Genomic DNA, 23,895 nt, shown 5'->3' on the forward strand with positions numbered 1-23,895 from the left:
CCGAGTGCGTGAAGCCGCACCTTCACATTTCCCTCTATACGTGAAACAACCGGCACCCCCTGGAGCAGGTCCTTCGTGATTTCGACAGCCATCCGCCTGGCCCGTGTGGGCAGTCGGTCAGAACTGGCGGCAGCAGTACTGATGATGCTGGGCTACCCCTGCGTCATGATCGCCGCGCTTCTTCCCGATATCTGGTTCTTCGCGGCGGCCACGGCTGTCACGTACATCGCGGACTGGTACCTGCACCAGCGCGGCAGTTACCTGATCAACAGGCTCGGCAAGGTGCGGGCCGGACTGTCCATCCGCTTCCTGCTCCGCCAGTTGATGATCATCCTGCTGCTGGCCCGGCTGGACCTCGCCGAGGAGCCGCTGTTCTACGCGGCGGTCGCCTGCTTCCTCGTCTTCTACGGTCTGCAGGCCCCGCACGGCGCGCTCACGACGCTGATCCGGCTCCGCCGCAGCCTGCCGATCGTCACCCGGAACGTGGACCTGCACGCCGTCCGCATCCCCGACGCCCCGCCGCGTGCGCTGCTGCACCGCTCCAGCGAGAAGATGCTCCACCTCGACCTGCCCGCGGTGGCGGGCGTCCTGATCGCCGCCGGCACGGGCGAGGACCTCGTCGGCTACATCGGTGCCGGTGTGACGGTGCTGCTGGCCGTCGTCTTCAACGCCCTGCTGATGCCGTACCTGCGCCGCAGCCGCCGGGCGCCGTCGGCCCCCGCCGTCCTGAAGGCCCTGGACACCTGGCTGGGCGAGTACCAGCCGACCGTAGTGCTCTACTTCTCCGGCTCCAACGAGTCCGCCTACCAGGGCAACATGTGGCTGGACACGATGGCGGCCGTCGAGGGGCGCCCGCTGATCGTCATGCGTGAGCGCAACCTCGTGTCGCAGCTCGCGGACACCTCCGTGCCGGTGGTCTGCGTGCCCGCGGGCACCCACCTGATGAACCTGAACCTCTCCACCGTCCGCGTGTGCCTGTATCCGGCCAACGTCGGCAAGAACATCCACATGCTGCGCGTCCCGACCATGAAGCACGTCTTCATCGGCCACGGCGACAGCGACAAGCTGGCCAGCGTCAACCCGTACTCCAAGGTCTACGACGAGGTCTGGACGGCGGGCCGCGCGGGCCGCGACCGCTACGCCCTGGCCGACGTCGGCATCCGCGACGAGGACATCGTCGAGGTCGGGCGGCCGCAACTGGCGCCGATCGAGAGCTGGACCGGCACCACGAAGAACCCCATCCCGACGGTGCTGTACGCCCCCACCTGGGAGGGCTGGGACGACAACCCGGGCAACACCTCCCTGCTGCTTGCCGGTGAGAACATCGTCCGCCGCCTGCTGACGGCGGACAGCCCGGTCCGGGTCATCTACAAGCCGCACCCGTTCACCGGCATCCGCAGTGCGAAGGCCAAGGCCGTCAACGCCCGGATCAAGGCGCTGGTCGCCAAGGCCGCGCAGGAACGTGCCACCGACCCGCGCTGGGTGAAGGAGGCCTCGGCCGCCGCCGCCGGGCAGCGCGCCGCCAAGGCCGAACTGGCTCGTGTCGAGGCCCGCCTGGCCGAGCTGGCGCAGGCCGGCCGCGCCGGGGGCGACGAGTCGGAGGAGTCGCGTGTCGCGCTCGCCGACCCGGCCCGCCAGACCGAGATCGCCACCCTGCGGGCCGAGTGGAACGACGCCTACTGGCAGTCCTTCGGCTGGTGGGAGCACAAGACGGTGACCGGCTCGCAGCCGAAGCTGTACGACTGCTTCAACCAGTCCGACGCCATGGTCTCGGACATCTCCAGCGTGGTCTCCGACTTCATCGCGAGCGGCAAGCCGTACGCGGTCACGGACTCCGCCGAGTTCGGCGCGGAGGAGTTCAAGCGCCAGAACACCGCCGTACGGGCGGCCGTCATCCTCTCCAACAGCGCGGCGGAGATCGACGACCTGCTGCGGGCCGTCGCCGACCCCGCGGCGGACCCGCTGGCCGAGGCGCGCCACGAGCTGAAGACCTATCTGCTCGGCCCGGACGAGCCGACGTCCATGGAGCAGTTCAACGCCGCCGTGCTGGCACTCGCGGCCAAGGCCGAGGCCCGCAACGTGGGCGTCGCCCAGCGCGTCGGCGGTCAGCAGCCCGCCCCGCTGCCCGACCCCGAGGCCGCGTCCAGCGGTGTCGGCGACGGAGCGGCCGAGGTCGTCGCCGAGGCCGAGGCGGCCGTCGATCCCGACGTGCCGTCCCCGGACGCCGACGCGGAGATCAACACGGGCCCCTCGGCGCTCCGCTGACCTGGGGGTCTCCGGCCGGCCGCGGGAACGACGCGGACGGCCGGCCGTAAGGCCGACGGCAGGTGTAATCCAGCCGTCATCCAGATGTTCGAAACGCGTCCGATTCGCGGCGCAACCTACTGAACGGCCCGTCCGTCTTCCTCCTGGGGAGGGGGAACGTACGGGCCGTTCGGTGTGTCCGTGCATGGAACACACATGATTCGTCGTTCCATCGTTTCTCCTGATAAATGCGTAAATGCGTGAACCGGGGAGAGATGAGCAACAGCGCACCAGACGTGACCGTCATCATCGGCGCCTACGAGGCCATGCCGTATCTGATCCGCTGCCTGGAGTCGGTCGAGGCGCAGACGCTTCCTGCCGGGCGTATCGAGATCGTGGCGGTCGACGACGGGTCGACCGACGGCACGGGGGAGTACCTCGAGGAGTTCGCGGCCCGGACGGCCATCGACATGCGCGTCGTCCGCCAGAAGAACTCCGGCGGCCCCAGCGGCCCGCGCAACGTCGGTCTCGGGCTCGCCCGCGGCCGGTACGTCTTCTTCCTCGACGCGGACGACTACTTCGGTGAGGAAGCCCTGGAGCGGATGGTCGCGATGGGCGACCGGGCCGGCACCGACGTGGTGCTCGGGAAGGTCGTCGGCGTCAACCGCGGCGCCGCGAAGTCGATGTGGAAGGAGACGGTCGAACGGGCCGACCTCTACTCCTCCAACATCAAGTTCACCCTGAGCGCCCAGAAGCTGTTCCGGCGTGAGCTGCTCGTGCGGCTCGGGATGACCTTCGACGAGGACCTCAGGACGGGTGAGGACGCGCTCTTCACCATGGAGGCGTACCTGCGGGGCAACGGCGTCTCCGTCGTGGCCGACTACACCTGCTACTACCTGGTGGGCCGGGACGACGGCAAGCACGTGACGAAGAGCGGGAGTTACCTGCTGCGCTTCGACTCGGCACGCGCGCTCACGGGCCTCATCGCCGCCCATGTCCCGCCGGGGCCGAAGCGGGACGCCCTGATGGTCCGGCCCATGGTCATCACGCTGCTCCCGCAGTTCGGGACCGCCCTGCTGCGCCAGTCCGACGAGGTGCGGAAGAAGAAGATGGAGCTGGCGGCGCCGCTGCTGAAGGCCTACTGGTCACCCGGCCTGGCCCGGCGCCTCAAGGTCCACGAGCGGCTCCGGCTGATCTGCATCTCCGAGGGGCGGCTCGACCTGCTCCTGGACATCCTGCGGTTCATGAAGGAGGACAAGAAGCCCCGCCAGGTCCGCAAGGGGCTCCGGGGGCGGCTGTATCTGGTCTACCCCCACTTCGGGGAGGGGGAGGTGCTGCCCCTGTCGGCGTACGAGCTCACCGTCACCGAGTGGATCGGCCGGAAGCGGATCGAGGTGCCGGGGCGTCAGTCCACCGCGGTCTTCCTGCGAGGGCTGGCGGGCAAGGCACGCAGGACGGCCAGGTCGGCCGGACTGCACATGCCGCGCAGAGCCCACCGGGTCTGAGGTGGGCTCCGCGCGACGGCGGACGAGGGATCCCTACTGCTCGGGGCGGAGCAGCCTGCGCACCGGCCGCCCCACCACGCGACGGGCGCGACGGTAGGCGGACGGCAGCGCGGTCGGCCCGTCCCCGGCCGTCTGCACCTTGATGCTGACCGGGCGGTTGCGCTTCTCGAGCTGGGCGCGCAGCAGGGCGTTCTGCTCCGCCAGCTCCTCCATGCGGCCGCGCATGAAGCTGAAGCGGCTGCTGAGCGAATCGGGGTCGCTCTCGGTCCAGGGGCGGACGGCCGGCGGCAGAGCGAGCTTGGACAGCTGGGCGTCGAAGGCCTTGCCGCTGTCGCCGTGGTGGAAGGTGTTCTCCAGCCCGTTCTTCTCCATGAAGCCGGTGAAGCGGAGGAACCGTTCCTTGTGGCCGTTCACCAGATCACCGAAGTCGGCCGCCTCGTACAGCTCGGCCGGGTCGATGTTCTTGGGCGTCTCGGAGATCTTGCGGTGCGGGATGCCGAAGTACCGGCAGAGCTCCAGGGTCCGGGAGTCGCTGCAGAGCACGGTGCTCGGCACACCCGCCAGCAGAGCCGCGATGTTCCCGTGGATGCGGGAGCCGAACGAGAAGTCGTACGCGCGCAGCTCCTCGATCCAGGTGGCCGGGTCGATGTAGAGCCCGACCTTGCCCTCGCGGTACATCGGGTGGGACGGATGGGTCGGCATCGAGGTCTGCGCGCCGAGCGGGTTCGGGGTCTCCCGCCAGTGCAGCAGCTGCGCCTCGAGGAGGTTCTGCCCGACGAAGCGCAGATTCGGGTAGCGCTCGTGGGCCTGCCGGATGATGGCGTCGAGGCCGTGCGAGCGTACGGCGCTGTGCGAGCCGTTCACCGAGATCAGGGAGTCCGTGGAGAGCGACTCGGACTTCTTCTCGAGCGTGAACGTCTCGCCGTTCATGAACATGGAGGGGCAGCCGATGACCTCGACGTCCCGGAAGCCCATGTTCTTGAGGTACTGCTCGGTGAACTCGCCCCGCACGCCGATGGACGCGCTGCGGTTGAGCACCTCTGTGACGAATTCCCGGACCGTCGGCTCCATCGGCTTCAGCCGTGACGCGTCGTACTTCAGGTCGGCCTGCGCGCCCACACCCAGCACGACGACGGGGATGCGCAGCTTCTTGATCAGCTGCGTCATCCGCTTCAGGGGCCGCTCGAACGTCGGGCGGAACGCGTTCGCGAGGGGCACGACGAAGACGTCGTACTCCTCGTTTATGCGACCTGCCGCCCCAGGATCCGTGCGGATGCCGTTGGAGAAGACCGCTGCCCGCGGGGTCGTGAGGATCTTGTGCGAGGCATCACTGAAGATCAGGTTGCCGGCGTTGGTGGCAAAGACGTCTCTGTGGAGGGACTCTTCGAGCGAAGCCACATCGAAGGGGCTTTTGCCCGATCTGAGCAGAATGCGTCTCTGGCGGGTCGGTTCATCTGTCACATACACGAGGGTAGCCCGATGAATGGCGGGTGGAGATTACGTAAATGACTCCATTCGGGGGCATGTCGGAACGTGACTTGGGGTGGTCCACGTGTCCAGTGGACCCACCTGCCGACAGCAGCTGAGACGGCACGGTGCGGATCCGGGCGCTCGCGTAGATTGAGGAGACCGAGCAGAACGACGTGATGGGGACGGGCGTACGTGTCAGGGGCAAGGGATTCCGAAGGCGCGGCAGGGGACTTCGACGGTGCGCTCAGCACACCCGCACGGGACGGTTCCGGTGCCAGGCCAGGCGTGACCGAGGCCCGCAGGATCGTCGTCAAGGTCGGCTCCTCCTCGCTCACCACGGCGGCGGGCGGTCTCGACGCCGATCGGGTGGACGCCCTCGTCGACGCGCTCGCCAAGGTCCGCAGCGGAGGAGAGCGCGAGATCGTCCTCGTCTCCAGCGGCGCCATCGCGGCGGGCCTCGCCCCGCTCGGACTCGTCCGCAGGCCCAAGGACCTGGCCCGTCAGCAGGCCGCCGCCAGCGTCGGGCAGGGGCTGCTCGTCGCCCGCTACACCGCCTCCTTCGCGCGCTACGGCGTACGGGTCGGCCAGGTGCTCCTCACCTCGGACGACACCAGCCGCCGCGCGCACTACCGCAACGCCTACAGCACGCTCGACCAGCTCCTGGAGATGGGAGCGTTCCCCGTCGTCAACGAGAACGACACGGTGGCCACGGACGAGATCCGCTTTGGCGACAACGACCGGCTCGCCGCGCTCGTCGCCCACCTCGTCCACGCCGACCTGCTCGTCCTCCTCTCCGACGTCGACGGCCTCTACGACGGCGACCCGAGCACGCCCGGCACCTCACGCATCGCGGAGGTGAGCGGTCCCGCCGACCTGGAGGGCGTCGTCATCGGCAGCGCGGGCAAGGCGGGCGTCGGCACGGGGGGCATGGTCACCAAGGTCGAGGCCGCCCGGATCGCCACCGCCGCCGGCATCCCGGTGGTCCTCACCTCAGCGAGCCATGTCGCCGACGCGCTCGCGGGGCGCGACACCGGCACGTACTTCCACCGCACGGGACGCCGCTCGGCCGACCGGCTGCTCTGGCTGGCCCACGCCTCGACCCCGCAGGGCGCGCTCACCCTCGACGAAGGGGCCGTGCGTGCCGTCGTCGAGCGGCGCACCTCGCTGCTGCCCGCCGGAATCAGCGCGGTCGAGGGCGAGTTCTCCGCCGGGGACCCGGTCGAACTGCGGGACCCGGCCGGCCGGGCCGTCGCCCGCGGGCTGGTCAACTTCGACGCCAAGGAGATCCCCCAGCTGCTCGGCAGGTCCACCCGCGACCTGGCGCGCGAACTCGGCCCCGCCTACGAGCGCGAGGTCGTACACAGGGACGATCTCGTCGTTCTCACGCCCCATCCGGCCTCCTGAAACGGCTGAAAGTCCAGCCTTCGGGCGGAGACCTTCACGAAAACCGCCCCACACCCGGCCCCGGGCTGGTCAACTTTGTCACAGGGCACGAAGGGGTCAGCACAGCTACACATTCACAGGAGGCCGCCGGTGAGACGAGCGCGCCCGGGGGCGCTGCCCCGCGGAACGGGCAGCCGCGCCCTGACCAGTGTCGGAGCGGGGGCCGACTTCGTCGGTACGCCCGCCGACCAGACCCTTGAGCAGGAACCGGCGGTGGCGGAGGAGGAAGGCACCCGCTCCAGGCTGTGGCACATCACCCTCAGCGTCTCCGGCACCGAGACACCGCTGAAGGAGGTCAGGCGCGGGCTCGAACAGCTGGCGCACGATCACCCCTTCCTTCTGACCAGCAGGTATGCCAACGACCACGCGGAGATCCGCTACTGGGAAGAGGCCCGGGACCTCCACGACGCCGCCGCGGTGGCGCTCCGGCTCTGGGGCGAGCACCGCTCCAGCGCGAAGCTCCCGCCCTGGGAGATCGTCGGCCTGGAGGTCATCGACCGGGAGACCTACCACCTGCGCATCGCCGAGGGCTACGGCCCGCCACCGGCGGCCCCGGTCGGGGTGCACCCGTACTGACCGCCGGGCCGGCTGCCCCTCGTGTCCCGTGCGGGTGCCCGGCGGTGTCCTGCCGGGACGCGTTCACGCGTACGGTCGGAGCACGTCCCACGCGAGGGGCGCGCGTCCGGCCGACCCTGGTGCGCAAGCGCCGGAACGCCCGTCTCGCATCACGGGATACGTGACGGATGCCCGCAGTGTGCGCATTACCCTGCGGGCATGACCACGCTCTCGCCGTACGACAACATGTCCCCGGTCGCCCAGGCGGCCTACCGGGCACGCGCCGCCGCCGACGACATCGCGCCACTCCCGCGTGCGGCGAAGGACGACGCCCTGCTGGCCATCGCGGACGCGCTCGAGGTGCGTACCGGCGAGATCGTCGAGGCCAACGCGGAGGACGTCACGCGTGCCAGGGAGGCCGGCACGAGCGAGTCCGTCGTCGACCGGCTCACGCTCACCCCGGAGCGGGTCCGCGCGATCGCCGCGGACGCCCGTGACGTGGCGGCCCTGCCCGACCCGGTCGGCGAAGTGGTCCGCGGCTCGACCCTCCCCAACGGCATCGACCTGCGCCAGGTCCGCGTACCGCTCGGCGTCGTCGGCATCATCTACGAAGCCCGGCCCAACGTGACCGTCGACGCCGCCGCCCTCTGCCTGAAGTCGGGCAACGCGGTGCTGCTGCGCGGATCGTCCTCCGCGTACGCCTCGAACTCGGCCCTCGTACGGGTGATCCGCGACGCGGTCGGCGGTTCCGGCCTCCCGGCCGACGCCGTGCAGCTCGTACCGGGCGAGAACCGCGACTCGGTCCGCGAGCTCATGCGTGCCCGCGGGCTGGTCGACGTGCTGATCCCGCGCGGCGGAGCCTCCCTGATCCGCACGGTGGTCGAGGAGTCCACGGTCCCCGTGATCGAGACCGGCACGGGCAACTGCCACGTGTACGTGGACGCGCGCACCGACATCGACATGGCCGTCGACATCCTGGTCAACTCCAAGGCGCAGCGCCCGAGCGTCTGCAACTCGGCCGAGACCCTCCTGGTCCACAAGGACATCGCGGCGGAGTTCCTGCCGCGCGCCCTGGACGCGCTGGCCGACGCCGGGGTGACGGTGCACGGCGACGAGCGGGTGCTCGGGTACGCCGAGGGGTCAAAGGCCACCGTGGTGGCGGCGACGGCGGAGGACTGGGAGACCGAGTACCTCTCGTACGACATCGCGGCCGCCGTCGTGGAATCCCTGGAGGCGGCCGTGGCGCACATCCGGCTCTGGTCCTCCGGCCACACCGAGGCGATCGTCACCACCTCGCAGGCCGCGGCCCGCCGGTTCACCCAACTGGTCGATTCCACCACCGTCGCCGTGAACGCCTCCACGCGCTTCACCGACGGCGGCCAGTTCGGATTCGGCGCCGAGATCGGCATCTCCACCCAGAAGCTGCACGCCCGGGGGCCGATGGGGCTGCCGGAGCTGACGTCCACGAAGTACATCGTCACGGGCGACGGCCACATCCGTTAGCCACGTCCTGCGGCCGGAGGCCCCGGCGGAGCGGGCGAATTCGCGGGCTCTCTGCCCAAATCGCCCCGCCGGGGCTACGCTGAAGCTGTGCCGGACGACGTGGGGGGCAGGCCGTTCCCGGACGGCTGGGAGCCCGACGACGACCGCGGGGGCGCGGACGAGGACTTCGCCTCCGTGGTGTTCGACGAGGACTTCATCAGGTCCGCCGAGATCCACGAACCCACCGCTGTCGAGCGTCTCCTGGCCGCCGCGCAGGCCCGCGCCGAGGCCGAGGCGAGCCGCGCACGCTCGGGCGGCGGCGCCATCGACGACGACCTCTACGACGAAGGCTACGGCCCGGACGGGCTGTACGGCCGCGAGAGGGCCTTCGGTGAGTCTTTCGACCCTGATGACCCCGACGGCTTCTACGGGGACGACAGCAGCCCCTACGGGCGCCACGGCGGTTCCCTGCGTCCCTACCGAGGCTCCGCGCGCTGGCACCGCCCGGTGGCCTGGCTGCTCGCCCTGCTGATGGGGATCGGGATGGTGGCGCTCGCCTTCAGCGCCGTCTACCGCGGTGCGGCCGCCGGCAGGCAGGAGCAGCAGGTCCCGCCTCCGGTGACGAGCGGCGTCGACAAGCCGGGCGCGGCTCCCTCCGCCTCGGCCGACTACTCCCGCCCAGCGGTCTCCGCGGTGCCCCGCACCCCCTGAGACGCTGAGAGCACGCGGCGGAGGGTCGCGCCGCAGGCGTGCGTGGGGGCAGGCGACCACCCTGGGGACGGAACCCCTCCGCATGCCGGCCCCCATCCCTCCGGGCCGTCACGCATCCTCCGAGCCGCCACGCAGCCTCGGGGCAGGCACCCTGCGGGCAGGCGTTCCTCCGGGCCGTCACGCACTCGCCGGGGCAGGCACCCTGCGGGCAGGCGTTCCTCCGGGCCGTCACGCGGCCTCAGGGCCGGCGCGGGTCCGGGCGGACCGGTCTCAGGCCCCGCGGCTTCCGGACGCACGCCGCCTGGACGCGCTCCACCTGCGCTCCCACCTGCGGGGCGTTTACCTTGATGACGATCGACCCACTCTCAAGGTATGACCCTGTGATCCCTCCTCCCGTCCCCGTCCCCGGGGAGAGGGCAGCCACGTGTCCATGCGTCGAACCCGTGACGGACAGCTCCGCCCGAGGCCAAGCGGCCGAGGCGGTTCCCAGCGCCAGCTCTCGCCGGTGGCGCGGAGGATCGGGAGAAGTCATGACAGGCCGCGGAAAACCGCCGGAAGGTCCGCCCGAGAACCCCTCGGGCGGGGAGGACGAATACCGCTCGGTCGTCTTCGACGAATCGTTTGTGCGCGCTGCCCGGCTGCAGGAGTTCTCCGCCCAGGAGCGGATGGGCGACCACGCCCGCGCCGTACGCTCCCTCCCCGGCCGGGGCACCCGCCGGCACCGCTCCAGGGCGGGCATCGCCCTCGTCGTCCTGATCGTCCTGGCCTTCGCCACCGCCGTCTACATCGGCTTCCGCAACCCCTACCCGACGCCCGTGGGCAGACGTGCCGAGCCGCTTCAGACGACTGTGGTCCCGCTGTCCCCGCAGGGCCCCGTCCCCGGAGGGACCGCCGAGTCCCTCCTTGCCGACGGTCCGGCGGCGGAGTACCGCTCCGGTGCCGCGGGCATCAACCTGCCGACGGTCCGGAGGACGAAGAACTTCTCGGACAGCCAGGTGACCATCGCCCTGACCACGGTCAAGGACTACCTGGTGAACTCCTCGCTCGACCCGGACGTGCTCACCGGCGGGGTTGTCCGGCCGGTCGGGCGGCTGCTCGATCCGGACCAGACGGTGCAGTTCGACCGGAGCATGGACTCACCGGCCGACGACGGCGAGCACACCGCGACCGGCTGGCTGGTCCGCTTCGACCCGGCCGACGTGGAACTGGCCGCCCCCGACGTCCGCGTCCACGGCACCCTCTCCTACTCGGAGGCGGGGGCGGACACCCTGGAGGTGGTGTCCGACCACACCTTCACGTACACGCTGAGGCCCGCCGTGTCCGGCCCCCACCGGGCGGACGACGCCTCGCTGTTCACCGTGCGCCGCGTCCTCCACTTCCTCCTCGACCGCGAGGACATCCGGCTGCACCGGCTGGAGGTCCGCAACGCCTACGTCCAGGCCGGGCCGCAGTCGTGCTCGGCCGACACGGCGGGCATGCTGCGCCCGCTGCTCGCCGGCGAGCGGGCCGACAGCCGGGGCCCCGCGGGCACCGACCCCTACGCCACGGGCATGCCCAAGGCCGGGCTCTGCGGCACGCTGGCGCTCGGCGACCTGCCTACTGCCCCTCCTCGGGGTCCGGACGCCGCCACGTCCCCTCGGAGCCGTCCGTAGCGTCCGAGGGCGGTGTGCCGTCCTTGCCGGTCGCGGCACCTCCCTTGCCGGCCGCGCCCCCGTTGGAGCTGCCGCCGCCCGCGCCGGTGAACCGGTCCCGGAGCCTGCCTCCCAGGTCGCCAGCGCCGCCCGCGATGTCGCCGACAAGCTTCATCAGCGGGTCCTTGCTGGTGCGCACCGTGTCCGCGTAGTGCGAGGCGGACTCCCGGAAGGAGTCCGTGACCGAGGTGTCTTTGTCCTCGTCGCGCCGGGGGTAGTGGCCGTCCATGATCCGCTGGAAGTCCCGGGTCTCCGACCACTTCTTCAGCTCGGCCGCCCGCACCGTGGTGAACGGGTGCGTCCGGGGGAGCACATTGAGGATCTTGAGCACCGAGTCGCGGAGGTCGCCACCCTTCTCGTACTCGTCGGCCTGGGCGAGGAAGGCGTCCACATTCATCTCGTGGAGGTGATTGCCGCCCGCGATCTTCATCAGCCCGCGCATCGAGGCGCGCTGATCCTGGCCCACCAGCAGCCCCGCCCGGTCGGCGGACAGCTCCGACTTGCGGAACCACTCGCGCAGCGCCGTCACGATCGCCATGATCGCGACATTGCCCAGCGGGATCCACGCCACCTTGACCGCGAGGTTGGTGAGGAAGAGCAATATCGTGCGGTACACCGCGTGACCCGACAGTGCGTGGCCCACCTCGTGGCCCACGACGGCGCGCATCTCCTCCTCGTCGAGGAGCTCCACCAGGCCGGTCGTCACCACGATGATCGGCTCGTCGAGGCCGATACACATGGCGTTGGGCTTCGGGTCCTGGCTGACGTACATCGGCGGGACCTTCTCGAGGTCCAGGATGTAACAGGCGTCGCGCAGCATGTCGTTGAGATGGGTGAACTGGGCGTCACTCACCCGGACGGAGTCCGACAGGAACAGCAGCCGCAGGCTGCGCTCGGGAAGCAGCCCGCTCAGCGCCTTGAACACGGTGTCGAAACCGGTCAGCTTGCGCAGCGCCACCAGGGCGGAACGGTCCGCCGGATGTTCGTACGCCCGCGACGAGATGCCCGGGAATCGCTTGCGGTGCCTGCTCGGCACGTCCTCGTGACTGGTGTCGGTCATGGAAGCCCCCTGTTCGTACGAGACGTAGCTCGTCCCCCTGACAAAAGCCAGCGTAGGCGCTGGCGCTACGGTGTGCGGGGGGCTGTGGATAACTTTGAGGAGCGCCCGGAATGCCGCATACCGCCGTACTGCTCGCCGCCGTGTCCGAGGACCAGGGGCCGGGCGACACGCTCCGCATCGTGCTGCTCGTCTCGCTGGTCGGAGCGGCGCTGCTCGCCTGGTTCCTGCTGCGCGGATACCGCAACGACGACAACAACGACTGAGTCGGCGTGAGCGTGCCCGGGGCGCCCGCATACGATGTGCGCGACGTCTCCCTCCTGATTCCCGATGGATAGGTCCTGCAGAAGATGAGCCTCACGAGCACCGCGCACCAGCTGGTCACCCTCGCCTCAGAAGGCGAGCAGGGTGGTAACCACGAAAGCCTCAGCCCGTACCTCACCGGTGGCGGCGCGCTCTTCGTGCTGCTCCTCCTGCTCTGGATCACCACCCGCTTCAACCGAGACCGCTGAGGCAGAGGCGAACAGCTGTGCCAGTAGGGTCTGCACGCATGGGAGAGCAGAAAGTGCCTACCGGCAGCGGCAAGCGCCGACTCGGCGTGATGGGTGGGACATTTGACCCGATCCATCACGGACACCTGGTGGCGGCCAGTGAAGTGGCCGCCCAGTTCAAGCTCGACGAGGTCGTCTTCGTCCCGACCGGGCAGCCGTGGCAGAAGAGCCACAAGCAGGTGTCCCCGGCCGAGGACCGCTATCTGATGACGGTCATCGCGACGGCGTCCAACCCGCAGTTCTCCGTCAGCCGCAGCGACATCGACCGTGGCGGACCGACGTACACGATCGATACGCTGCGGGACCTGCGCACCGTCCACGGCGACGCGGACCTCTTCTTCATCACCGGCGCCGACGCCCTGTCCCAGATCCTCACCTGGCGTGACGCCGAGGAGCTCTTCTCGCTCTCCCACTTCATCGGCGTGACCCGGCCGGGTCATCTGCTGACGGACGACGGACTGCCCAAGGGCGGCGTCTCGCTGGTGGAGGTTCCCGCGCTGGCGATCTCGTCCACGGACTGCCGTGCGAGGGTCGCGCAGGGTGAGCCGGTCTGGTATCTGGTGCCCGACGGCGTCGTCCGTTACATCGACAAGCGCCAGCTGTACCGCGGCGAATGAGCCACGGAGAGGGGCACCTGTGAACGACCGACAGAACCCGTACGACCCGTACCGGCAGGAGCAGCCGCAGATCATCGGCTACGACGCGTACGGGCAGCCGGTCTATCAGCAGCAGGGGCAGCAGCAGTACGACCAGCAGCAGGGGCAGCAGTACGACCAGCAGCAGTACGACCCGTACGCGCAGCAGCAGCCCCAGCACGGCCCGCAGCAGCCCCAGCAGGACACGCAGTCGCAGCAGGGCTACGGCTACGACCCGTACGCCGGCACGCAGCCGCAGTACGACCCCTACGCAGGTCAGCACACCCAGCAGCAGACGCCGCAGGGCTACGGCTACGACGACGGCGGCGGCTACGGGACGTACGGCTACGACACCGGCCGGCAGCCGGCCGTGGACGACACCGCCCAGCAGTGGAACGCCCCCCAGGCCCCCGCGGCGCCCGCCACCGCGCCGCCCGTCCCGGAGCCGCGCCGTGAGCCCGAACCGGCCGCCGACGTACCCGGGCAGCGTCGCGCCGACCGTGACTACGGCACCGAGCAGTTCTCGTTCATCGAGGAGCCCGACGAGGACTCCGAAGACGTCATCGACTGGCTGAAATTCACCGAGAGCCGCAGCGAGCGGCGCGAGGAAGCCCGGCGACGCGGCCACAACCGTATGGTCGCGCTCATAGTCGTCGTGGCCCTCGTCGTCGTCGGCGGCGCGGGCTACCTCTGGTTCGCCGGCAAGATCCCCGGAGTCTCCAGCCAGGACGAGCAGAACGCCACGGCGACCGGCCCGCAGAAGCGGGACGTCATCGTCGTCCATCTGCACAACACCAAGAAGGGCGGCACCTCCACGGCGCTGCTCGTCGACAACGTCACCACCAAGCAGGGCACCACGATCCTGCTCCCCAACTCGCTCGCCGTGGCATCCGACGACGGATCCACCACCACCCTCGGCAAGTCCGTCGACGACGACGGGTCGACCGGCACCCGCGAGGCGATCGACACCCTGCTCGGCACCAGCATCACCGGCACCTGGCGGCTCGACACCCCGTATCTCGAGAACCTCGTCGAACTCGTGGGCAACATCGAGGTCGACACCGACACCGATGTGCCCGACGCCAAGAAGGGTGCCTCGCCCCTCGTGAGCAAGGGTGAGGCTCAGACACTGAGCGGCCCGATGGCCGTCGCGTACGCCACTTACCAGGGCCCGGGCGAGGCCGAGACCAAGCAGCTGACGCGCTTCGGGCAGGTCATGCGCAGCGTGCTGCGCAAGATGTCCGAGGACCCCAAGGCGGCGACCGTCACGGTCGAGACACTGGCCCAGATCCTCGACCCGTCCCTGCCCGAGCAGGATCTGGGCGCCTCCCTGGCCAAACTCGCCGGACACGCCAAGGTCGGCGACTACAAGACGGAGCTGCTCCCGGTCCAGGCCGACGGAACGCTCACCGACGAGGCCACCGAGAAGGTCGTCAAGGACATCCTGGGCGGTGCGGTGAAGGCCCCCGAACAGGGCGCGGCCGTGCGCGTGGGCATCAAGAACGCCAACGGTGACCCGGACGCCACCCAGGCTGCCAGGATCCAGCTGGTCAACGGCGGGTACTCCTTCGTCGACAGCGGCAAGGCGGACACCGAGGCGACGTCCGAGATCCTCTACGCGACCGCCGAGGACAAGGCGAAGGCGGAGGAGGTCGCCAAGACCCTGGGCCTGCCGACGACCTCCGTGAAGAAGGGCAAGCCCGCGGCGAACGCCGACGTCTCCGTGATCCTCGGCCAGAACTACGAGATCCCGAAGCAGTCGACGTCCTGAGGAGTCGGGGCTGTCGGCGGTCCGTGAGACCCTAGAGGTTGATCTGACCGCCGACGAAAGCCTGCATGTGACCGCCACGGACCGCTCCATCGAGCTCATCAACGCCGCCGCTCAGGCGGCCGCCGACCGGCTCGCGCACGACATCATCGCCTACGACGTCAGCGACGTGCTGTCTATCACCGACGCCTTCCTGCTGGCCTCGGCTCCCAACGACCGCCAGGTCAAGTCGATCGTCGACGAGATCGAGGAGCGGCTGCAGAAGGAGCTGGGCGCCAAGCCGGTACGCCGCGAGGGAGACCGCGACGCCCGCTGGATCCTCCTCGACTACGTCGACATCGTGATCCACGTCCAGCACAGCGAGGAGCGTGTGTTCTACGCGCTCGAGCGACTGTGGAAGGACTGCCCCGAGATCGCCCTCCCCGAGGACGCGGTCAAGACCCGGGGCAAGGCCGAGGAGCACGCCCAGCTCAACGGCGGCGCGGAAGGTGAGCTCAGCTGAACGGCAGCAGCAGCGGCAGGGGCCGCAGAATCGTCCTCTGGCGCCACGGCCAGACGGCGTGGAATCTGGAGCGCCGCTTCCAGGGCTCCACGGACATCGAGCTGACCGAGGTCGGCGTCGGGCAGGCCCGCCGCGCCGCCCGGCTGCTCGCCTCGCTGCAGCCGGACGCGATCGTCGCGTCCGACCTGCGGCGGGCGGCGGCCACGGCCGCCGAGCTCTCCTCGGTCACCGGCCTCGGCGTCGCCCACGACTCCGCGCTGCGCGAGACCTACGCGGGTGCCTGGCAGGGCCTCACCCACGAGGAGATCGTCGGGCAGTACGGCGAGCAGTACGCCGCGTGGAAGCGCGGCGAGCCGGTGCGCAGGGGTGGTGGCGAGCTCGAGACCGAGGTCGCCGACCGGGCCGCCCCCGTGGTGCTGGAGCACGCCCGCAAACTGCCCGACGCGGGCACCCTCGTCGTCGTGAGCCACGGCGGCACGATCCGGACGACCATCGGCCGTCTGCTCGGGCTCGAGGCCCACCACTGGGAAGGGCTCGGCGGGCTCTCCAACTGCTGCTGGTCCGTGCTGGGCGAAGGCGCGCGCGGCTGGCGTCTGCTGGAGCACAACGCCGGCACGCTCCCCGAACCGGTGCTCGGGGATGACGATTAGCGGGCGCCCGGAGCCCGTCTCCGGGCGGCGGGGACCGGATTTCACTTTCCGGCTCGTCGCAGGCTAAAGTTCTTCTTGTTCGCAGCGCGGAAACGCGGGGAAACACAGCGGACAGCGGGGCTATAGCTCAGTTGGTAGAGCGCCTGCATGGCATGCAGGAGGTCAGGAGTTCAATTCTCCTTAGCTCCACAGCAAGGATCCCGTCCCCAGCAGGGGGCGGGATCCTTTTTTGTCCGGCCGCACGGATCCGGTTCCGCCGGTCGTAGGGATCCGGTTCGCCGGTCGTACGGATCGGGTTTTCGTCGGCCGTACGGATCCGGCCATCTCCGTGCGCCGACCCCGCCCCAACTGCCTTGGCCCGTCCGGGACAAGGGCTCCCGGGGTGCTCCACTGCCTTCCTCGCGGCCGTACGGGCCGTTCCCGTGCCGTTTCTTCAGGACAAAGCCGGGCCGCGGGCCCGTCGTCGGGCTGACCTCCTTGCGGGGCCATGGCAGAATCGGAGCGCCGGAGGGCGACGGACCGATCGGGAGGGAGCGCGATGCCTGCGAGCCGCGTAAGGGTCCCGGACCTGCGTCTCATCTCCACCGCAGCCCATCGCTCCACCGCACCCCGAGGCTCCGTCGGCCCGCAGGAGGACTCCTCCGCGTGTACGGCCAGCAGCCGCAGTCGGAGCTGACCGCATGGGTGCACACAGGCGGAAATGCGACTGGTGCGGCAGCGGTACGCCCATCGTCAGGGACATGGACCCGGTCAACGCGGAGTTCCAGTACTGGTGCGAGGAGTGCGCGCGGGCGCTGATCATCAAAGGCGACCCCATCGAGACCTACCGGGAGCTCGAGGGGGAACCCATCTACGGCAGGCTCCTGGAGGAGCACTGCACGCTCAAGCGGTTCTACTCCTTCGCCACCGCCTGACGGAGCGCCGTCGCGAGGGGACGGGCCGCAGACCGGGGGGTCGCTCGACCGCCGTGCCGGGGCGGAGTGGAAACGATTTTTGATGCGCCGGGGTGACCGTGTAATGTTCTCGATGTCGCCAGGGAAACCGGGCGGCAAACAGCACGGGGCTATAGCTCAGTTGGTAGAGCGCCTGCATGGCATGCAGGAGGTCAGGAGTTCAATTCTCCTTAGCTCCACAGTGAAGAAGCGGGTCACCCGGATCGGGTGGCCCGCTTCTCGTTGTGTCCTTCGTCTCCCCGGGGAGACGAAGGACACAACAGGAGACCGTGAGGCAGCTCCCGGAGCCCGTGGATCAGCCCCGTCCGCTGCCCAGGGCCCTGCGCTCCGCGCTCGGCAGCGCGGGGCGTTCGGCGGGAGCCTGTTCGATGCGGAGGGCCAGCGCCGGGCATCGCCGTACGGCCCGCTGGGCACGGCCCCGCAGGTGCATCGGAACGGAGGCGTCCGCGAGCGCGGGGTATCCGTCGGGGCCCAGCCTGATCAGCTCGGGCACGATGTCCGCACAGAGCCCGTGTCCCTGGCAGAGCGTCCAGTCCACCGCCAGCTTCTCGCCGCTGGGAATGGACTCGTCCAGGCCCTCGTAGCCGGGCGCGGGCAGGGGCAGCACCCCGAGCGTCTCCCGCCCGCAGCCGCCGTCCAGCACATGGGCGGCCAGATCGTCGGTGAACGCCGAGAGCGTGGACGTCAGGAAGCGCGCCGACCCGTCCGGATGCTTGCACGCCCCTCGGCCCTTGACGGCCTGGGTCACCTCGCGCAGCGCCTCCAGGGCGGCCGGCCCACCGCCGTTCAGTACGTCGGACAGCCCGCCCGCGGCGGCCGGAAGCCCCAGCTTGCACGGGCCGCACTGGCCCGCGGTCTCGGCGGCCAGCCAGTTCGCGATCCTCAGCGACTCGCCGATCGGACAGGTCTCCGGCCCGATCGGCAGGATCGCGCCCGCGCCGAGCGCGCCGCCCGCCGCGGCCAGGGAGGCCCTGGAGACCATGGCGTCGTGCGAGGCGACCGCGTCGATCCAGTTGCCGTGATAGCCGCCCGTGAGGACACCCTGGGGCAGCGGCGGGGCTCCGGCCAACTGGAGGACGTACCGCAGCGGTACCCCCGTGGGCACCTCGATCACCATCGGGCGCGCCACGGCACCCGAGACCGTGAGCAGGACGGTGCCCGGCTCGTCGGCGAGACCGGTGTGCCCGTAGCGGCGGGAGCCGATCCGGGCGGCGACCGCGAGCTGTGCGTACGTCTCCGCGTTCGACAGGAGCGTCGGGGCGCCGGCCACCCCTGACTCCGCCGCGCGCTCGCGGCGGCCGGGCGGCAGCGCCGGGCCACCGTTCACCGCCCTGATGACCGCCGAGGCCTCACCGGAGACCATGCGCTCCGGGGTACGCACGACACGGGCGCGCAGATGTTGTCCTCGCCGGTCGGACAGACCGCGTTCGGCCAGGGCGGACCGCACGGAGATCTCCGTGGAGTTGCGTGTGACGGCCACCACCAGCGTGCGGGCGCCGAGCGCCTCCGCCGCGAGCAGCGCGCCGTCCAGGATGAGGTGCGGGGCGCGGTTGAGCAGCACGGTGTCCTTGCGGCAGGCCGGTTCGCCCTCGCTGCCGTTGATCACCACCACGGGCCGGACCCCACGGCGTATGGACGCCTTCGCGACCGCGCGGAGCTTCTTCCCGAAGGGGAAGCCCGCGCCGCCGCGGCCACACAGCGAGATGGATTCGGCCAGTTCGGCGAGCCGCTCGCCCGTCATCGGCTCGAGAGGGCCGTGCACCTTCAGATGCATGGCGAGGTCGAGGCGTTCCACCAGGTCGAAGCCGGTGGTGAGCTGGGGGAGCCCGACGACGCGGACCTCGGGCACATCGGGGAGGGGGACGTTCACGGTCGGTCTCCTGCGGGTGCGTGCCAGGGCGCTCCGGCCGGGGGCGGGTAGAGCGGCCCCGGCAACTGTTCGGTCTCCTGGTCGGACGTGGGAGGCGGGGGCGCGGCGTAGGTGGGCCTGAGCGCCTGCGCGGGAGGCGCGGGGGAGGGTGCGGGCCAGCGGGTGTCCGCCGTTCGCTCCGGCGGCCGTACGGAGGGCCGGGAGACGGCCCTGTACGCGGCGGAGATGCCCTGCCGGGGGCCCGCCGACGGCGAGGGGGCCGCGACCGGACCGGGGGCGAGCCGCTCGGAGCCGCGCGGCGGGGGCTCGTACCCCTGAGGGGCGTACTCCGGGGCACCAGGAGGCGCGTACTCCGCCTGCCCGTACTGCGGCTGTCCCTCGAGCCGGGACTCGTACGCCGGTGGTTCGTACGGTGGCACCGCGGGCTGCGCGGGGGCGCTGAGCGTCCGGGAGCGGACCGGGGTGCCCCGCACGCCGTGGTCGTCCTCGCCCCAGCCGGGAGCCTCGGGCGGCAGACCCCGGGAGGGCCGCGAAGGCAGGTGTTCCGGGCCGGGCGGCGGGGAAGTGCGTATGACCGGGTCCGACGCCGACACGGGCACGTCCGGGCTGATCAGGGCGGAGATCCGGTCGGTGATCGCGCGCTTGGCCGGAGGCGGAAGCAGACGGAGGCCGAGCGCGGCGGCCACCGCCACCAGGCAGAGCATGTACATCACGACGACCCAGGTCGCGGGCTGCCTGCCCGCGTACAGCCCGTGCACCAGGGCGGAGCACCAGGCCGGGTAGGCCAGGGCGTGCAGCGCGCGCCAGCGGCCCGCGATCCTGCCCGGGGTGGCGAAGGCGCTGCGCATCGCCCCGGTCGCACCGGCGACGATCATCAGCAGTCCGGCCAGCGAGCCGAAGCCGATGAGGCCGGCGGTGCCGCCGACACCGGTGCCGAAGGGGATGAGGGCGCCGATCAGGCCGACGTGTCCGAGGGCGATCTTCACGGTGCCGTGCAGCAGGAGGAAGCCCAGCGAGGCGACGGCCGAGGCGCGGTGGATGCCCTGGCAGAGCAGCCGCTGACGGGTCGAGAGGAACAGCCGGTCGGTGGCCAGCAGGCCCCAGGCGACAGCAGCGGTGAGCGACACCAGCGTCAGGACGCCGGTGGTGAAGTCGAACGCGGTGCGCATGCCGTCGCTCCCGGCGACGGCCAGCAGAGGGATGAGAACCAGTGCCGCGACGGCCAGGCCGCCCCGCAGCGAGGGGCTCATTCCTGGGCTCGGGCTCGTGGTGGGGGACGAGCGGATCCTGCGATGAGGCTTCATGGGGGGCGACTCCGAATGGCTCGGCAAAGCGGTCCCGTTGCCGCATGCTAGGTCGCCCCATACCGGCCGGTACGAGCTTTGAGCGGTTGCCCCGTTACAGGGCAGTACGCGGAGTAACCTCCGGAGTGTGTGGGTCATGTGGAAGGTTCGCGCGTTTCGCGTGCCTGCCGGCCGGGGGTGCCGGGACCCGTACCGCCCGTCGGCGGGCAGATCTGCCGGGCCGGGTCCCGGGCCCGTGCGGTACCCTGACGCCATGCGTGCCGTACGCCTTCTGCTTAGCGAGCCGCGCTGATCATTTCCGACCGGTGAGAATGCCTGGTCGGACTCGGCGCGGCGTCCCCTCCTGTGCGAGGGGATTTTTCGTTTCCGTAGACGTGTGTCCGTAGACGTGGGCGCCGGCAGATGACGATCGATGGAGCTTTGAGGATCATGAGCGAGACGAACACCGCGGCCGAGGTGGCCGCGCCGCACCGCTACACGGCAGCGATGGCCGCCGACATCGAGGCACGCTGGCAGGACTTCTGGGACGCCGAGGGGACGTACGAGGCTCCGAACCCGACCGGTGACCTGGCGGACGGCTCCGAGCTGGCCGCCAAGCCCAAGAAGTTCATCATGGACATGTTCCCGTACCCCTCGGGTGCGGGTCTGCACGTCGGCCACCCGCTGGGCTACATCGCCACCGACGTCTACGCCCGTCACCAGCGGATGACCGGGCACAACGTCCTGCACACCCTGGGCTTCGACGCCTTCGGCCTGCCGGCCGAGCAGTACGCCGTGCAGACGGGCACACACCCGCGCGCCTCCACCGAGGCCAACATGGAGAACATGAAGGTCCAGCTGCGCCGGCTGGGCCTGGGCCACGACAAGCGCCGCTCCTTCGCCACGATCGACGCGGACTACTACAAGTGGACCCAGTGGATCTTCCTGCAGATCTTCAACTCCTGGTACGACACCGAGGCCGACCGGGCACGCCCGATCGCCGAGCTGGTCGCCCAGTTCGAGAGCGGTGAGCGTCCCGTTCCCGGCGGTGGCGCATGGGGCGCGCTGAGCGCCGCCGAGCGCGCCGACATCCTGGGTCAGTACCGGCTGGCGTACGCGTCGGACGCCCCGGTCAACTGGTCGCCCGGCCTGGGCACCGTGCTGGCCAACGAAGAGGTGACGGCCGACGGCCGCTCCGAGCGCGGCAACTTCCCGGTCTTCAAGGCCAAGCTGCGCCAGTGGAACATGCGCATCACCGCCTACGCGGACCGGCTGCTGGACGATCTGGACGGGCTGGACTGGCCCGAAGCCATCAAGCTGCAGCAGCGCAACTGGATCGGCCGCTCCGAGGGTGCGCGCGTCGACTTCCCCGTCGACGGGGCCGGTGACATCACCGTCTTCACCACCCGGCAGGACACCCTGTTCGGCGCCACCTACATGGTGCTGGCCCCGGAGCACGAGCTGGTCGAGCGGATCATCCCCGCCGCCTGGCCCGAGGGCACCCACCCGGTGTGGACCGGCGGCCACGCCAACCCGGCCGAGGCCGTCACCGCCTACCGCAAGCAGGCCGCCGCCAAGTCCGACGTCGAGCGGCAGGCGGAGGCCAAGGACAAGACCGGCGTCTTCACCGGCGCGTACGCGACCAACCCGGTCAGCGGCGAGCAGGTCCCCGTCTTCATCGCCGACTACGTCCTGATGGGATACGGAACCGGCGCGATCATGGCCGTACCGGCGCACGACGCGCGCGACTTCGCCTTCGCGCGTGCCTTCGAGCTGCCGATGCGCTGTGTCGTCGAGCCGTCGGACGACCGCGGTACGGACGCCTCGACGTGGGAGGACGCCTTCGGCTCGTACGAGGCGAAGCTGGTCAACTCCGCCAACGACGAGATCTCGCTGGACGGCCTGGGCGTCGTCGAGGCCAAGGCGAAGATCACCGAGTGGCTGCAGGCACGCGGCGTCGGCGAGGGCACCGTCAACTTCCGGCTGCGCGACTGGCTGTTCAGCCGGCAGCGCTACTGGGGCGAGCCCTTCCCGATCGTCTACGACGAGGAGGGCATCGCACACCCGCTGCCCGAGTCGATGCTGCCGCTGGAGCTGCCCGAGGTCGAGGACTACTCGCCGCGCACCTTCGACCCGGAGGACGCCGACACCCAGCCCGAGACCCCGCTGTCGCGGAACGCCGACTGGGTCAACGTCACCCTGGACCTGGGCGACGGTCCGAAGAAGTACCGCCGCGAGACCAACACCATGCCGAACTGGGCGGGTTCCTGCTGGTACGAGCTGCGCTACCTGGACCCGAACAACGACCAGCGGCTGGTCGACCCGGCGATCGAGCAGTACTGGATGGGGCCGCGCGAGGGGCAGCCGACCGGTGGTGTCGACCTGTACGTCGGCGGTGCCGAGCACGCGGTGCTGCACCTGCTGTACGCCCGCTTCTGGTCCAAGGTCCTGCACGACCTGGGGCACATCTCGTCGGCCGAGCCCTTCCACAAGCTGTACAACCAGGGCATGATCCAGGCCTTCGTCTACCGGGACAGCCGCGGCATCGCGGTCCCGGCCGCCGAGGTCGAGGAGCGCGACGGCGGCTACTTCCACGGTGACGAGAAGGTCAGCCGCGTCCTGGGCAAGATGGGCAAGTCCCTGAAGAACGCCGTGACGCCCGACGAGATCTGCGGCGAGTACGGCGCGGACACCCTGCGGCTGTACGAGATGGCCATGGGTCCGCTGGACGTCTCGCGTCCGTGGGACACCCGTGCCGTGGTCGGCCAGTACCGGCTGCTGCAGCGGCTGTGGCGCAACGTCGTCGACGAGGAGACCGGTGAGGTCACCGTCGTCGACACGGAGCCCGGCGACGACACGCTGCGGGCGCTGCACAAGGCCATCGACGGTGTCGGCCAGGACATGGCCGGGATGCGCTTCAACACCGCCATCGCCAAGGTCACCGAGCTGAACAACCACCTGACGAAGGCAGGCGGTCCGCTGTCGCGGTCGGTCGCCGAGCGGCTGGTGCTGCTGATCGCGCCGCTGGCACCGCACGTGGCGGAGGAGCTGTGGCGCCGACTGGGCCACACCGAGTCCGTGGTGCACCAGGACTTCCCCGTCGCGGACCCGGCGTACGTCGTGGACGAGACGGTGACCTGCGTGGTGCAGATCAAGGGCAAGGTCAAGGCCCGGCTGGAGATCTCCCCGTCGATCACGGACGAGGAACTGGAGGCGCTGGCCCTGGCCGACGAGAACATCGTGGCCGCGCTGGGCGGGGCAGGAGTGCGCAAGGTGATCGTGCGGGCGCCGAAGCTGGTCAACATCGTTCCCGCGTAGTCGGCTGCCGGCCGCGCGATCGTGACCGGACCGTGCGGCCGGTGATCGCTCCCGTCCGGCATCGGGCGTTCCGCCGCCGCGGGCGAGGTGCTCCGGGCTGCGTCCGGGTGTGCCAGGGCTTTCCCCTACGGGCAGGTTGGGGGTTCCGAAGGAACCCTCGGCCTGCCCGTTCCGTTTACGGTAGAAGGGCGGGCCGCACACGGGCAG

Annotated in this window: 19 protein-coding genes and 2 tRNA genes; 17 read left to right on the forward strand and 4 right to left on the reverse strand. The window is 70.5% G+C overall.

All coding sequences use genetic code 11. The annotated features are described in order from the left end of the window. The first annotated feature begins 75 nt into the window (after positions 1–75). Complete coding sequence (locus AMK10_RS09620) at positions 76–2,265, forward strand: hypothetical protein (RefSeq protein ID WP_073746958.1); 2,190 nt, start codon at positions 76–78, stop codon at positions 2,263–2,265. 254 nt (positions 2,266–2,519) lie between these two features. After that, complete coding sequence (locus AMK10_RS09625) at positions 2,520–3,749, forward strand: glycosyltransferase family 2 protein (RefSeq protein ID WP_073746960.1); 1,230 nt, start codon at positions 2,520–2,522, stop codon at positions 3,747–3,749. A 33-nt stretch (positions 3,750–3,782) separates the two neighbouring features. Here AMK10_RS09625 and AMK10_RS09630 read toward each other — a convergent pair whose 3' ends face one another. Further along, entirely contained in the window at positions 3,783–5,147 is a 1,365-nt protein-coding gene (locus tag AMK10_RS09630; protein ID WP_241839511.1) for a polysaccharide pyruvyl transferase family protein, read from the reverse strand. Between the two features lie 357 nt (positions 5,148–5,504). Here AMK10_RS09630 and proB point away from each other — a divergent pair, with 357 nt between their 5' ends. From proB to AMK10_RS09655, 5 genes are all read left to right on the forward strand, one after another. Continuing rightward, complete coding sequence (gene proB, locus AMK10_RS09635) at positions 5,505–6,623, forward strand: glutamate 5-kinase (RefSeq protein ID WP_073746964.1); 1,119 nt, start codon at positions 5,505–5,507, stop codon at positions 6,621–6,623. 129 nt (positions 6,624–6,752) lie between these two features. Continuing rightward, the gene (locus tag AMK10_RS09640) at positions 6,753–7,238 is read left to right on the forward strand and encodes a hypothetical protein (protein WP_073746966.1); all 486 of its coding nucleotides are present in this window, start codon (positions 6,753–6,755) and stop codon (positions 7,236–7,238) included. Between the two features lie 198 nt (positions 7,239–7,436). Beyond that, positions 7,437–8,720, forward strand: a complete 1,284-nt coding sequence (locus tag AMK10_RS09645; RefSeq protein WP_073746967.1) for a glutamate-5-semialdehyde dehydrogenase — start codon at positions 7,437–7,439, stop codon at positions 8,718–8,720. Between the two features lie 87 nt (positions 8,721–8,807). Further along, positions 8,808–9,410: an SCO2584 family spore wall biosynthesis protein gene (locus AMK10_RS09650; protein WP_073746969.1), complete on the forward strand. Its 603-nt coding sequence runs from the start codon at positions 8,808–8,810 to the stop codon at positions 9,408–9,410. A 530-nt stretch (positions 9,411–9,940) separates the two neighbouring features. Continuing rightward, entirely contained in the window at positions 9,941–11,062 is a 1,122-nt protein-coding gene (locus AMK10_RS09655) for an SCO2583 family membrane protein (RefSeq protein ID WP_073746971.1), read from the forward strand. Here AMK10_RS09655 and AMK10_RS09660 read toward each other — a convergent pair. Continuing rightward, on the reverse strand, positions 11,007–12,161 hold the full coding sequence (locus tag AMK10_RS09660; RefSeq protein ID WP_073746973.1) for a M48 family metallopeptidase: 1,155 nt from the start codon (positions 12,159–12,161) through the stop codon (positions 11,007–11,009). The two genes, AMK10_RS09655 and AMK10_RS09660, sit on opposite strands and share 56 nt — an antisense overlap. 110 nt (positions 12,162–12,271) lie before the next feature. Between AMK10_RS09660 and AMK10_RS37650 the strand changes: the two genes are divergently transcribed. From AMK10_RS37650 to AMK10_RS09695, 9 genes are all read left to right on the forward strand, one after another. Further along, positions 12,272–12,424, forward strand: a complete 153-nt coding sequence (locus tag AMK10_RS37650) for a hypothetical protein (protein ID WP_198959664.1) — start codon at positions 12,272–12,274, stop codon at positions 12,422–12,424. Positions 12,425–12,508: 84 nt separating this feature from the next. Then, positions 12,509–12,670, forward strand: a complete 162-nt coding sequence (locus AMK10_RS37655) for a hypothetical protein (protein WP_198959665.1) — start codon at positions 12,509–12,511, stop codon at positions 12,668–12,670. Between the two features lie 38 nt (positions 12,671–12,708). Then, positions 12,709–13,326, forward strand: coding sequence for a nicotinate-nucleotide adenylyltransferase (nadD, locus tag AMK10_RS09665; protein ID WP_073746975.1), 618 nt, complete (start codon positions 12,709–12,711; stop codon positions 13,324–13,326). A gap of 19 nt (positions 13,327–13,345) precedes the next feature. Next, complete coding sequence (locus AMK10_RS09670) at positions 13,346–15,115, forward strand: LCP family protein (protein ID WP_073746977.1); 1,770 nt, start codon at positions 13,346–13,348, stop codon at positions 15,113–15,115. A 67-nt stretch (positions 15,116–15,182) separates the two neighbouring features. Continuing rightward, the gene (gene rsfS, locus AMK10_RS09675; protein WP_073746979.1) at positions 15,183–15,614 is read left to right on the forward strand and encodes a ribosome silencing factor; all 432 of its coding nucleotides are present in this window, start codon (positions 15,183–15,185) and stop codon (positions 15,612–15,614) included. After that, positions 15,611–16,264, forward strand: coding sequence for a histidine phosphatase family protein (locus AMK10_RS09680; protein WP_073746982.1), 654 nt, complete (start codon positions 15,611–15,613; stop codon positions 16,262–16,264). The genes rsfS and AMK10_RS09680 overlap by 4 nt, the downstream gene beginning before the upstream one ends. A gap of 116 nt (positions 16,265–16,380) precedes the next feature. Further along, positions 16,381–16,453 (forward strand) — tRNA-Ala (locus AMK10_RS09685). Positions 16,454–16,944: 491 nt separating this feature from the next. Further along, positions 16,945–17,178 (forward strand): hypothetical protein, encoded by a 234-nt coding sequence (locus AMK10_RS09690; RefSeq protein WP_033305681.1) that lies wholly within the window; start codon positions 16,945–16,947, stop codon positions 17,176–17,178. Positions 17,179–17,323: 145 nt separating this feature from the next. Then, positions 17,324–17,396 (forward strand) — tRNA-Ala (locus AMK10_RS09695). A gap of 116 nt (positions 17,397–17,512) precedes the next feature. Here the strand turns inward: AMK10_RS09695 and AMK10_RS09700 are convergent. After that, entirely contained in the window at positions 17,513–19,087 is a 1,575-nt protein-coding gene (locus tag AMK10_RS09700) for an NADH-quinone oxidoreductase subunit NuoF family protein (RefSeq protein ID WP_073746984.1), read from the reverse strand. Next, complete coding sequence (locus AMK10_RS09705; protein ID WP_443333120.1) at positions 19,084–20,391, reverse strand: hypothetical protein; 1,308 nt, start codon at positions 20,389–20,391, stop codon at positions 19,084–19,086. The genes AMK10_RS09700 and AMK10_RS09705 overlap by 4 nt, the downstream gene beginning before the upstream one ends. A gap of 429 nt (positions 20,392–20,820) precedes the next feature. Here AMK10_RS09705 and leuS point away from each other — a divergent pair, with 429 nt between their 5' ends. Further along, positions 20,821–23,688 carry a leucine--tRNA ligase gene (gene leuS / locus AMK10_RS09710; RefSeq protein ID WP_073746988.1) on the forward strand — a complete coding sequence of 956 codons (2,868 nt, stop codon included), beginning with the start codon at positions 20,821–20,823 and terminating at the stop codon, positions 23,686–23,688. Positions 23,689–23,895: the final 207 nt, after the last annotated feature.

Source organism: Streptomyces sp. CB02058 (assembly GCF_001905505.1).
Classification (GTDB): domain Bacteria; phylum Actinomycetota; class Actinomycetes; order Streptomycetales; family Streptomycetaceae; genus Streptomyces.